The following is an 11446-nucleotide window of genomic DNA, read 5'->3' as shown; positions in this document are numbered from 1 at the left end:
TGCGAGGACGCTGGGTAATGCGCGGTAGGGGGCGATCATGCAGGGTTTTTCGCGGGCGCGGGTACACGAGGGACCGCTCGACGAGGTCACGCCCGAAGGGCTGCGCAGGATCTGGAGATGGGCGGTCCTGATCGCCGTCGGGGGCTTCCTGTTCGGCTTCGACACCGGCGTGATCTCCGGAGCGCTGCTGTTCATCCGGACCGACTTCTCCCTGAACTCCTTCGAGCAGGGCAGCGTCGTCAGCATCCTCGTGCTCGGCGCCATGATCGGCGCGCTGCTCTCCGGCCGCCTCGCCGACCGGATCGGCCGGCGCCGGGCGCTCGGCGCCGAAGGGCTCGTCTTCCTCGCCGGGACGGCGGTCGCCGCCCTGTCGACCGGGCTGCCGATGCTGCTCGGCGGCCGGCTGATCCTCGGGCTGGCCGTCGGCGCGGCCTCCGCGACCGTCCCGGTCTACCTCTCCGAGATCGCGCCGCCCGCCATCCGGGGCAGCCTGCTGACCCTGAACCAGCTGCTCATCACGGTCGGCATCCTCGTCGCCTACATGGTCAACGTCGCGTTCGCCGGCCCCGGCGACTGGCGCGCGATGATCGCCTGCGGCGCCGTGCCCGCCCTGGTGATGGTCGCCGCGGCGCTCTGGTGGCTTCCGGAGTCCCCGGCGTGGCTGCTCGCCGCCGGCGGCCGCCGCGGCCGGGCGCGGGCCCGCCGGCTGATCGCCTCGGTCACCGACGAGGACACCGCCGACCGGCTCATCGAACGGCGCCTCGCGGCGGCGCGGAAGCAGGCCCGCGACGGCGGCGGGCGCCCGGGGTGGCGCACCCTGCTGTCGGCCCGGGTCCGTCCCGCGCTGACCGTCGGCGTCGTGCTCGCCGCCGTCCAGCAGTTCGGCGGGATCAACACGATCATCTACTACGCGCCGACGATCATCGAGCGGACCGGGCTCAGCGCCGCCAACTCGATCTACTACTCCATCGCCATCGGCGTCATCAACCTGCTGATGACGGTGGTGGCGATCCGGCTCATCGAGCGGGCCGGGCGCCGGGCCCTGCTGCTGTTCTCGCTCGGGGCGATGACGGTCACGATGGTGCTGCTCGGGCTGGCGTTCGTGGCCGGCTGGCCGTCCGGGCCGTCGCTGGTGTTCATGGTCCTCTACATCGCCGGGTTCGCCGTCGGGATGGGCCCCGTCTTCTGGGCGATCATCGGTGAGATCTTCCCCGGGCCCGCCCGCGCGACCGGCTCCGGCGCGTCCACCGCGGTGAACTGGGCCTCGAACTTCGTGGTGAGCCTGGTGTTCCTGCCGGTCGCCAAGGCGCTCGGCGAGGGCGAGACGTTCTGGATCTTCGCGGCGATCTCGCTGGCGGGGCTGCTGTTCACGGCGCGGTTCGTCCCGGAGACGCGGGGGCGCGAGTTCGCCGAGGTGGACGCCGACCTGCTGCGCCGCTTCGGCCGCCGGCGGGACGGCGCCGTCCCTGGATGAGGCCGGGCCGGGCGCGGCTGCGGGCGGGCTGCGCGGGCGCCTGGCGGCGGGTGCGGTCCGGGGCGTGGCCGATCGCGCAGCAGACCGCCGCCGCGACCCTCGCCTGGGTCATCGCGAAACTGTTCGGCCCGCACGGCGACCCGTTCTTCGCGCCGATCGCCGCGGTCGTCGCGCTGAACACCGCGCGCGGCCGGCGCGGGGTGAACGCCGTGCAGCTGCTGGCCGGCGTCGTGATGGGCATCGGCTTCGGCGAGCTGACCGTGCTCGCGCTCGGCGGCGGCTACGGCACCCTGGCCCTCGCCGTGTTCGGTTCGATGGTGCTGGCCCGCGCGGTCACCGAGTCCGGGCTGGTGGTCGCGCAGTCCGCCGCGTCCGCGATCCTCACCGTCACCGCCGCGGGCGGGCAGGCGGGCCCGTTCCGGATCGTGGACGCGCTGATCGGCGCGGGTGTCGCGCTCGTGTTCAGCCAGCTGCTGTTCACCCCCGAGCCCCTCGCGCTGCTGCGGCGCGCCGAGAGCGCCGCCCTGGACGGCATGGCCGACGGGCTCGACCGGGCCGTCCGGGCGCTGCGCGAGGACGACGACCCGCTGCGCGAGGAGGCGCTGTCCCGGCTGCGGGAGCAGCGCGACCGGCTCGCCGACCTCGCCCGCATGGCCGAGGCCAGCACGTCCGTGCCGCGGTACTCGCTGGTGTGGCGGACGCGGCGCGCGGTGACGGTGCGGGAGAGCGCGGCCGCCGCCCGGCTCGACCTCCTCGGCGGGAGCGCCGTCCTGGTGGCGCGCACCGCGCTCACGGCCGGCCCGGAGCAGCGCCGCGCGCTCGTCCCGGCCGTCGCGGACCTCGCCGCGATCCTGCGCGACCTGGCCGCCGACCCCGGCGGCCACGCCGTCCGCCGCCGCGCCGCCGACGGGGCGGTCGCGCTGGCGGCGCGGGCCGGCGACCCGGACCTGGAGAGCGTCGCCTCGGGCCGGGACGCGGCCGCCGCGCTGCGCATGGCGGCCGTGGACGTGCTGGTGTTCGCCGGCGTGGACGCGGCCGAGGCGCGGGCGGCGGTGCGGGGCGGCGCCGTCCGGTACGACGTGCCCGCGCCGCCGGGCGCGGTCCGGCCGCCGCGCCTCCTGCGGCGGCTCGTGCCGCGGCGGGCCGGCCGGATCAGGCGCGGCAGGTGAGGGGGCGGCCGCCGTTGTAGGTGATCATGTCGCCGAGGGCGGCGGCCAGGTCGATCTCGCCGCCCGGTTCGAGGCCGTCCAGCTCGGCGTAGGCGCGGTGCAGGTTGCCGACGAGCCGCTCGGCGTCGGTCAGCTCCGCGAACGGGCCGAGGTCGGCCTCCCGCGCGGCCTCCAACGGCGACAGCCCGGCCGGCTTCGCCGCGGCGGCCGTCGCCTGCACGAACCGCGCGTAGGCGACGACGCGGTCGATCAGCTCGGGGCCGCCGACCGGGCCGTGCCCGGGGACGATCGTCTCCGCGCCGAGCGGGGCGACGACCTCCTCCAGCACCCGGATCGCGCCCGCGACCGACCCCTGCATCAGGAACGGGGTGCCGCCGTTGAACAGCAGGTCGCCGCAGAACAGGACGCGGCGGTCCGGGATCCAGACGATGGAGTCGTTGGTGGTGTGCGCGGGCGTCCCCACGTGCCGGACCTCGCAGCGCAGGTCGTCCACCCACAGCGTCACGCCGTCGGTGTAGGTGAGGAACGGCGGCTCGATCTCGACGTCGCCCCAGTCGACCTTCGTCCAGAACGGCTCGTCGAACGGCTTGCCCCAGGCGAGCGCGCCCTCCCGCGTCCGCTCGTGGCCGACGACGGTGGCTCCGGGGAACAGGTAGTTGCCGAACGTGTGGTCGCCGTGGTGGTGGGTGTTGACCAGCGTCCGGACGGGCCGGTCCGACACCGACCGGATCGCCTCCAGGTAGGCGCGGGTGCGGCGCTCGGTCGAGCACGAGTCGACGCTGACGACCCCGCGCGCCCCGGCGAGGAAGCCGGTGTTGTTGATCCACCAGGTGCCGTCGGGCTGGACGTAGGCGAAGATCCCGTCCGAGACCTCCTGCAGGCGGGGGCTTCCGGGGCCGTCGAGGCCGGGCGCGTCGCTCATGTCGGCGCAGTCTAACCGGGCGCCGGCCTGGGCGACGCGCCCGCCGGTCGGTACTCGGGCGGCCCCCGTCAGTACTCGGGCAGCGTGGTGAGCACGTGCGGGCGCGGCGAGGACTTGCGCGCCGACGGCTCGCCGCTGCCGGCCGAGCGCAGCACCTCCCCGGCGCCGAGCACCGCCGCGTCGCCGGTGTCGTCGCCGAGCCGCGCCTCCAGCCCGGTCCGCTCCCGGATCATCCGCTCCAGGCCGGGCAGCCGCGCGCAGCCGCCGGTGAGCGTGATGCCGACGCTCACCAGGTCGCCGGAGATCTCGGGGGAGCAGCCGATGAGGCCGGCCCGGATCGCGTCCACGATCTCCGTCACCGGCCCGCTGATCGCGCGGCCGATGTCCAGCGTGGTGAGGACGACCTCGCGCGGCATCCCGGTGGTGATGTCGCGGCCGGTCACGACCGTCTGCCGGACCGGCCGGCGGCCGAGCGGCGGCACCGCCCCGACCTCCAGCTTCGCCCGCTCGGCGGCGGACTCCGACAGCGCCACGCCGTGCTCGCGCCGGACCATCGCGACGATCGCGCGGTCCAGCGAGGAGCCGCCGACGCGGGCGGTGTGCGAGGTGACGAGGCCGCCGAAGGCGATGACGCCGGTGTCGGTGACGTCCGCGCCGACGCAGGCGATGACGGCGATCTCGGGCCGCGTGGACGAGGTCATGCCCATCCCGATCGCGGCGGCGATGGGCGTCGGCACGAGCGTGAGGCGCCGCGCGCCGGCCTGGTAGGCGGAGAACTGCAGGGCCCGGTAGTGCACGGAGGTCATCCCGCTCGGCACCGTGACGACGAGCCGGGGGCGGGCGGTGTAGTGGCGGCGGTGGTGCCGGCGGACGAGGTGCCGCATCAGGTACTCGGCCTCGTCGGTCTCGGTCGGCGCGCCCGCCCGGATGGGCCGGACGAGCGTGACGTCGGGGTTGCGCCCGGCCATCTCCCGCGCGGGCCGTCCCAGCGCGAGGATGTGCCCGGTGTCCCGGGACCGGGCGAGCACGGACGGCTCGCGGCACACCACGCCGCGGTCCCGCACGTGCATGCGCACGGTGTCGCTGCCCAGGTCGATAGCGGTGTCACGGCCCGCGAAGTCCCACATCGCGTCCCTCCCAATCGCCCCGAAAGTCGCAAGAGTCTTGTTGATGCCCTTGCGACCTGCGGCGATGCCCACGGGCGGGTAAGCGAATCGCAACGACCCGGTGATCACCGATCCGGCATGTCCGGAACGTCGGACGCGGCGCGGTGCCCGTCCGGCGCGCGGCGCCGGGCGGGCACCAAGAGTTCCTGTGGGAACGATCAGGTGGGAACGATCAGGCGGGCACCGCGTCCGGGCGGGGCGCGGCGCGCCGCGCCGTCCAGCCGCGCCGCGCGCGGACCGCCCCGGCCGCGCGGCAGACCGCGTACAGCGCGAACGAGATCGTCGTCACGTACGGGCTGACGGGGATGCTGGAGCCGATCGACAGCAGGATCCCGCCCACCACCGACACGGTCGCGAACACCGTGCTCAGCACCGGCACGAGCACCGGCGACGCGGTGACCCGCACCGCCGCGGCGGCCGGGGTGCAGAGCAGCGCGAGCACCAGCAGCGCCCCGACCACCTGCACGGACACCGCGACCGCGAGCCCGAGCACGAGCGTGAACGCCAGCGCGAGCGCCCGCACCGGGACGCCCCGCGCCGCCGCCACGTCCGGGTCGAGGCTGGCGAACGCCAGCGGCCGCCACATGAGGGCGAGGCACACCAGCACCACCGCCGACGTGCCGAGCAGCCACGACAGGTGCGGCGTGTCGATCGCGACGATCTGCCCGGTGAGCAGGCCGAACTTGTTGGCCGACCGGCCCTTGTACAAGGAGAGGAAGAGCACGCCGAGCCCCAGCCCGAACGGCATCAGCACGCCGATCACCGAGCCGCGGTCGCGCGCCTTCGCGCCGAGCAGCCCGATCAGCGCGGCCGCGGCCAGCGCGCCGACGACCGAGCCGCCCGCGACGCTGAGGCCGAGCAGCAGCGCGCCCGCCGCCCCCGCGAACGACAGCTCGCTGATGCCGTGCACGGCGAACGGGAGGTCGCGCATGATGACGAACGTCCCGGCGAGCCCGCCGACGAGCCCGAGCACGGCGCCCGCGATGAGCGAGTTGCGGACGAGCCCGAGCAGCGCCCCGTAGTCCTCGAAGTTGAAGATCTCGTGCCAGATCTCGTGCCAGCTCACGCCGCCTCACCCAGCTCCAGCACCCGGTCGGCGAACGGCGCGACGGGCTCGACCTCGTGCGTGACGAACACGACCGCCGTGCCGTGCTCGCGCCGCCGCCGCTCGACCAGCTCGGCGACGATCCGCTGGTGCTCGGCGTCCAGCGACGCGAGGGGCTCGTCGCACAGCAGGATGCGCGGGCCGGTCGCCAGCGCCTGCGCGATCCGGACCCGCTGCAGCTCGCCGCCCGACAGCAGGTCGAGCGGGACGTCCGCGTAGGCCGCGGCGCCCACGTCGCGCAGGGCGTCCTCGACCCGGCGGCGCGTCTCCCGGGGGCGGCGCCGTGGCCCCCACGTGTGCCCGTCGATGCCGAACCGCACCAGGTCGCGGGCCCGCAGCGGGGTGTGCGGCGGGACGGCCCGGTGCTGCGGGACGTAGCCGACGAGGTCGCTGCCCCGGCGCGGCGGGCGGCCCCGCACGGTGACCGTCCCCGCCGTCAGCCGCTGCAGCCCGAGCAGCACCCGCAGCAGGCTGGTCTTGCCCGACCCGTTGTGCCCGAGGACGACGAGGAACTCGCCCTCCGCCACGTCGAGGTCCAGTCCCTTCCACACCGTCCGCTCCCCGTAGGAGAGGGCGGCGCCGCGCATGGCGATCACGACAGCGCCTTCCCCAGCGCGGCGATGTTGCCGTCCATCCAGGTGATGTAGTCGGTGCCCTCGGGCAGCGTCTCGGTGACCGGCACGACGGGCACGCCGCTCTCCTCGGCGGTCTTCTCGACCTGCTCGGTCTGCGGCCCGCTGGTCTGGGAGTTGTAGACGAGCGCCTTCACCTTCTTGCCGGTGAGCAGCGCGAGGATGTCGCGCATGGCGCGGGGCGGGACGTCGCCCTCCTCCTCGACCGCCTCGCTGAACTCCTCGGGCGTCCGGTTCTCCAGCCCGGCCGCCTCCAGCAGGTAGACGGGGACGGGCTCGGTGATGGCGACGCCGTCGCCCGCGTGCGCGGCCTTGAGCGCGGCCACCTTCTCTTCGAGCGTCTTCAGCTTGGCCTTGAAGGCGTCGGCGTTCGCCGTGTACGTCTTCGCGCCGTCCGGGTCGGCCTTGGCGAGCGCGGCGGAGAGCCGGTCGGCGAGCCGGCCGACGGACGGCAGGTCGTACCAGACGTGCTCGTTCAGCTCCTCGCCCGCCGGCGCGGTCCGCCCGGAGACCTCCACGGCGTTGAGCACGGTCGCCTTGGACGCCGCGCCCTTGAGCAGCGTGTCCATGAAGTCGTCGTAGCCGCCGCCGTTCTCGATGACGACCCCGGCCTTGGACAGGGCGAGCCGGGTGCGCGTCCCGGCCTCGAAGGAGTGCGGGTCCTGCGCGGGGTCGGTGATGAACGACGTCACCGACACCTTGTCGCCGCCGATCTGCCGGGCGATGTCGCCGTAGACGTTCGTCGAGGCCACGACGGGCACCGCGGCGTCCTTCTCCTCGGTCGCCCCGGCGTCCGGCGACGATCCGCAGCCGGCCGCCAGCAGCGCCGAGACGGTGAGGAGGGCGCCCGCCCCGGTGACGCGGGCACGCAGGAGAGAGGTCATGAGAGGCTCCCGAGAATGAAAACGGTTTTCAGTGCAACTTAGCATGACCTGCCGCGTTCGCCGGACCGCACGATGGTCCGGCCGAGCCTGTGAACGGGACGGGGGAATGGCAACGTCACCTGCGTCGAGCAGGTGACGGCATGAGCGGAGACCCCGGCGTGAGCGCGGGTGACATCGCCCTTCTGGCGGGAGTGGGGCAGGGCTCGCGGATCTCGCCGCCGAGTACGGCGCGGCGGTCGCGTTCGACCTGCACTTGCGGCGCTACATCGGGCCGCGTCTCGCGCTGGGCGAGGAGGGCGGCCCCGTCGCCTCTCGGAGGGGCCGCTTCAGGTCCGGCACCGCCGCCGCGGCGTCCGCTGCGGCGGTGCCGGTCGTGCGTTCGGTCAGAGCGGTCTGCCGGACACGGCCGGCAGATAGTCGTAGGGACCCGTGTACTTCGCCCAGACGCGGTGCTGGTAGAAGGGGTGCCGCTTTGCGGGCGCGGTGGAGGCCGGTTGTATGCGCGGCCTCGGTTCAGGCTTTGTCTTGTCCGACGGTGTGTCGCTTCGCGGAGCCTGTGCCGCGGGATCGTCCGGCTTCTGTGCGGGGCGGCCGGGTGGAGCGGCCTTGTCCGCCGGGGTGTGTCCGGGGGCGGTGAGCGGGGGATTCTTGGGTGAATTAGGAACTGTGTCGGATGGTGGCGGAATTTGGGGGGTCCGCCCCTTATCTGGCGGCTGATCCGCGCGCTTCTCCGCGCTCATCCGGTCGATCTTCTCGACCAGCTCCCGCACCGAGGCCGGGAACTCCTTGTAGGCCGGGGCGCCCGGCCGGACCGCGCCGGCGAACTGCCCCTTGCGCCGCTTGCCGATCTTGTCGATGCGGACCCGCGCGCCGGAGTGCGGCGCGTGCAGGAACCTGCCGCGTCCGACGAAGAGGCCGACATGGCTGCGGCCGTGGAAGAAGATGAGGTCGCCCGGCTCGAGGTCGCCGTACTTCACCTTGCGGTCGACCTGGCGGTACTGGGCGTAGGTGACGCGCGGGATCTTCACGCCCGCCTTGCGCCACGCCGCCATCGCGAGACCGGAGCAGTCATAGCCGCCGGGCCCGTCGGCGCCCCACCGGTAGGGCTTGCCGATCTGCTTGCGGGCGAACCGGAGCGCCTTCCCGGCCTTGGACCGCTGGGACGCCACGCGCGTCCGGTACCGGTCGTACGCCTTCACCTTCGCCAGCGTGGCGGAGTCCAGGTGCAGGCTCCGCAGCACCGCCGGGTTGATCGCCGCCGGCGCGGGCGCGCTCAGCGGTACCGCCAGCGCGGCTCCGGTCACCGTCGCGACGACGGCCGCCCGGAGCGTCCCCCGTTTTCGGCCGGCCGCCGGCCGGGTGCCGCCGGTATGGCCGCCGAATGCTCCGCTTCCGGCCGCGTCATCATGTGAATGGCGTGCGATGGACATCGCTGTTCTCTCCGTTCCCCATTGCCGGGTATCGCGTCGGCAGGTGATCACCATCCTGCCGAGAGTTCGGGTACCCGTTGATCGCCGGGGAATTGAGCGAAGCGGCCGATTTTACATGATCATGGTGCGGAATTAGCTGCGTTCTTCAGTGTCTTTGATCAAGCGGTCAGATGGGCGAGCGAGGTCAGCGGAACGGGCAGCCAGGCCGGCCGGTTCCGCGCCTCATAGCGCACCTCGTAGACGGCCTTCTCGAATTCGAACGCGTGCATCAGCACCGAATGCGCGGCCGGGTCGGCGCCGCCGGCCGCCGCGTAGCCGCGGCAGAACGCGGCGCGGTTGCGCGCCGCCCACGCGTGCGCCCGGGTCTCCAGGTGCGGCCCCGACTCGGTCGGCACCGTGCCGGCCTTGGTGATGAGGAACCGCGCCGCGTACTCGAAGGAGCGCAGCATCCCGGCGACGTCGCGCAGCGGGTGCGCGAGGGCCCGCCGCTCGCTCTGCGTGCGGGCCGGCTCGCCCTCGAAGTCCAGCAGCGCCCAGCCCGACTCGGTGCGCAGCACCTGGCCGAGGTGGTAGTCGCCGTGCACCCGCTGGACGGTCAGCGGCGCCGTCCGCGCGGCCAGGTCCAGGAACGCCCCGGTGAGCGCCTTGGCGTGCGGCGCGAGGTTGGGCACCGCCCGGCACGTGGCGGTCAGCTCGGCGTTCATCCGGGCGGCCAGCGCGCGCACCTCGGCGGCGGGGACGGTCGTCACGCCGAACGCGTCGGCGAGCGCCCGGTGCACCTGCGCCGTGGCCGCGCCGAGCCGCTCGGCCTCGGCCGCGAAGTCGCCGCCCGCGACGGCGGCGTCCAGCTCCGCCCACTCGTCGCCGGACGGCAGCGGGTAGGCGAACCAGTCGCGGACGCTCGCGATCGCCAGGCTCCAGCCGTCCGCGCCGGTGTGCAGGTAGTCCGACAGCAGCGCGAGCGTGACCGGTTCCTCGCCGGGCTCGCCGGCGTCCAGCTCGATCCAGCCGTGCACGGCCGGGACGTGCGCGCAGCCCTGGCGGGTGAGCGCGAGGTTGACCTCCAGGTCGAGGTTCACGCCCTGGCTGAGCCGGCGGAACAGCTTGCAGATGTAGGCGTCCCCGAACAGCAGCGAGGTGTTGCTCTGCTCGGCGGTGATGGGCAGGCTCGCCAGGTCCGTCCGGATGCGGGCGCCGCCGGCGTGGTGGAAGCGCAGCGGCCCGATCGACGCCCCGTCCGCCAGCGCGGCCAGCAGCGTCCGGGTCAGGTCCGGGTCGTGGGCGGCGTCGTACGTGCGCGCCCGCGTGCCGCCCGTGCCGCCGGCGTCCCGTCCGATCTCCACGTGGCGGAGCCGGTCGGGGAGTTCGCGGCGGACGCCGAGGAGGAGCTGGTAGTGGTCGGTGGTGCCGTTCTGGCGGACGTCGAGGACGAGGTGGTGCAGGGCGGGGTCGCCGGTGCGCAGTTCGGTGGCGGTGCCGATGGACAGCTCGTCGATGGGGCCGTCCTTGCCGCCGAACCAGCGCTGCCTGGGCAGCCACTCCGCGAGGTCCCGGGTCAGCTCCGCTCGGGGTGGCAGCATGTCAGACGGTCCTTCCCGCGCCCACGATCCGGTCCTGGCCGGCGTCGTCCGGCGGGAGCAGCTGGAACCAGTAGAAGCCGTGCCCGGGGAGTGTCAGCAGGTACGGGAGCTCCCCGATGGCGGGGAACTGGACGCCGCCCATGCACTCGACGGGGGAGTAGCCCTCGAAGCGCCGCATGTCCAGTTCGACCGGCTGCGGGAAGCGGGACAGGTTGCTGACGCACAGGACCGTGTCCATCTCGCCCCACGGGCTCTCGTCCTCGGTGATCTCGCGGGTGAAGGCGAGGACGGAGGGGTTGGAGGCGGAGAGTTCGACGTAGGAGCCGACGCCGAAGACGGGGTGGCGCTGCCGGATCTCGATCATTTTGCGGGTCCAGTGCAGCAGTGAGCCGGGGTTGTTGGCCTGTGCTTCGACGTTGACGGCCTGGTAGCCGTAGATGGGGTCCATGATGACGGGCAGGTAGAGGCGGGCGGGGTCGCAGTGGGAGAAGCCGGCATTGCGGTCGGGGGTCCATTGCATGGGGGTGCGGACGGCGTCGCGGTCGCCGAGCCAGATGTTGTCGCCCATGCCGATCTCGTCGCCGTAGTACAGGACGGGGGAGCCGGGGAGGGAGAGCAGCAGGGCGGTGAAGAGTTCGAGTTGGTTGCGGTCGTTGTCCAGGAGGGGGGCCAGGCGGCGGCGGATGCCGATGTTGGCTTTCATGCGGGGGTCTTTGGCGTATTCGGTGTACATGTAGTCGCGTTCTTCGTCGGTGACCATCTCCAGGGTGAGTTCGTCGTGGTTGCGCAGGAAGATTCCCCATTGGCAGGATTCGGGGATTTTGGGGGTCTGGGCCATGATCTCGGAGATGGGGTAGCGCTGCTCGCGGCGGACGGCCATGAAGATGCGGGGCATGACGGGGAAGTGGAAGGCCATGTGGCATTCGTCGCCGCCGGCGGCGGGGTCGCCGAAGTACTCCACGACGTCGGCGGGCCATTGGTTGGCCTCGGCGAGCAGGACGCGGTCGGGGTAGAGGCGGTCGACTTCGGCGCGGACGCGTTTGAGGTAGGCGTGGGTTTCGGGGAGGTTCTCGCAGTTGGTTCC

General features: G+C 73.6%; 10 protein-coding genes. 2 read left to right on the top strand and 8 right to left on the bottom strand.

The features are described 5' to 3' along the window. Positions 1–37 precede the first annotated feature (37 nt). Complete coding sequence (locus tag AB0K34_RS12540) at positions 38–1474, top strand: sugar porter family MFS transporter (protein ID WP_205719400.1); 1437 nt, start codon at positions 38–40, stop codon at positions 1472–1474. Next, entirely contained in the window at positions 1471–2643 is a 1173-nt protein-coding gene (locus AB0K34_RS12535) for an FUSC family protein (RefSeq protein ID WP_364547862.1), read from the top strand. The genes AB0K34_RS12540 and AB0K34_RS12535 overlap by 4 nt, the downstream gene beginning before the upstream one ends. Here the strand turns inward: AB0K34_RS12535 and AB0K34_RS12530 are convergent. The 8 genes from AB0K34_RS12530 to AB0K34_RS12495 all read right to left on the bottom strand — a co-directional run. Beyond that, a complete protein-coding gene (locus AB0K34_RS12530; protein ID WP_301178115.1) occupies positions 2627–3565 on the bottom strand; it encodes an MBL fold metallo-hydrolase in 939 nt (312 codons plus the stop codon). The genes AB0K34_RS12535 and AB0K34_RS12530 overlap by 17 nt on opposite strands. A 68-nt stretch (positions 3566–3633) precedes the next feature. Further along, positions 3634–4692, bottom strand: a complete 1059-nt coding sequence (locus tag AB0K34_RS12525) for a rod shape-determining protein (protein WP_301178116.1) — start codon at positions 4690–4692, stop codon at positions 3634–3636. 211 nt (positions 4693–4903) lie between these two features. Continuing rightward, entirely contained in the window at positions 4904–5797 is an 894-nt protein-coding gene (locus tag AB0K34_RS12520) for a metal ABC transporter permease (RefSeq protein ID WP_138638414.1), read from the bottom strand. Next, the gene (locus tag AB0K34_RS12515; RefSeq protein ID WP_138638424.1) at positions 5794–6423 is read right to left on the bottom strand and encodes an ATP-binding cassette domain-containing protein; all 630 of its coding nucleotides are present in this window, start codon (positions 6421–6423) and stop codon (positions 5794–5796) included. Before AB0K34_RS12515 ends, AB0K34_RS12520 begins: the two co-directional genes overlap by 4 nt. A 5-nt stretch (positions 6424–6428) precedes the next feature. Further along, complete coding sequence (locus tag AB0K34_RS12510) at positions 6429–7352, bottom strand: zinc ABC transporter substrate-binding protein (RefSeq protein WP_301178117.1); 924 nt, start codon at positions 7350–7352, stop codon at positions 6429–6431. Positions 7353–7735: 383 nt separating this feature from the next. Beyond that, a complete protein-coding gene (locus AB0K34_RS12505; protein WP_301178118.1) occupies positions 7736–8656 on the bottom strand; it encodes an NlpC/P60 family protein in 921 nt (306 codons plus the stop codon). A gap of 284 nt (positions 8657–8940) precedes the next feature. Continuing rightward, entirely contained in the window at positions 8941–10362 is a 1422-nt protein-coding gene (locus AB0K34_RS12500; protein ID WP_364547855.1) for an aminoglycoside phosphotransferase, read from the bottom strand. A 1-nt stretch (position 10363) separates the two neighbouring features. Beyond that, on the bottom strand, positions 10364–11446 hold a 1083-nt coding region (locus tag AB0K34_RS12495), incomplete at its 5' end, for an alpha-glucosidase C-terminal domain-containing protein (protein WP_364547852.1).

It is taken from the genome of Actinomadura sp. NPDC049382 (genome assembly GCF_040677125.1).
Taxonomy (GTDB): Bacteria; Actinomycetota; Actinomycetes; order Streptosporangiales; family Streptosporangiaceae; genus Spirillospora; species Spirillospora geliboluensis.
The sequence above is the reverse complement of the archived record's forward strand: the minus strand, read 5'-3'. Positions and strand labels throughout refer to the sequence as shown.

Coding starts and splice junctions, on each gene's coding strand:
- AB0K34_RS12540 (WP_205719400.1), top strand. CDS start 38: ATGCAGGGTTTTTCGCGGGCGCGGGTACACGAGGGACCGCTCGACGAG.
- AB0K34_RS12535 (WP_364547862.1), top strand. CDS start 1,471: ATGAGGCCGGGCCGGGCGCGGCTGCGGGCGGGCTGCGCGGGCGCCTGG.
- AB0K34_RS12530 (WP_301178115.1), bottom strand. CDS start 3,565: ATGAGCGACGCGCCCGGCCTCGACGGCCCCGGAAGCCCCCGCCTGCAG.
- AB0K34_RS12525 (WP_301178116.1), bottom strand. CDS start 4,692: ATGTGGGACTTCGCGGGCCGTGACACCGCTATCGACCTGGGCAGCGAC.
- AB0K34_RS12515 (WP_138638424.1), bottom strand. CDS start 6,423: ATGCGCGGCGCCGCCCTCTCCTACGGGGAGCGGACGGTGTGGAAGGGA.
- AB0K34_RS12510 (WP_301178117.1), bottom strand. CDS start 7,352: ATGACCTCTCTCCTGCGTGCCCGCGTCACCGGGGCGGGCGCCCTCCTC.
- AB0K34_RS12500 (WP_364547855.1), bottom strand. CDS start 10,362: ATGCTGCCACCCCGAGCGGAGCTGACCCGGGACCTCGCGGAGTGGCTG.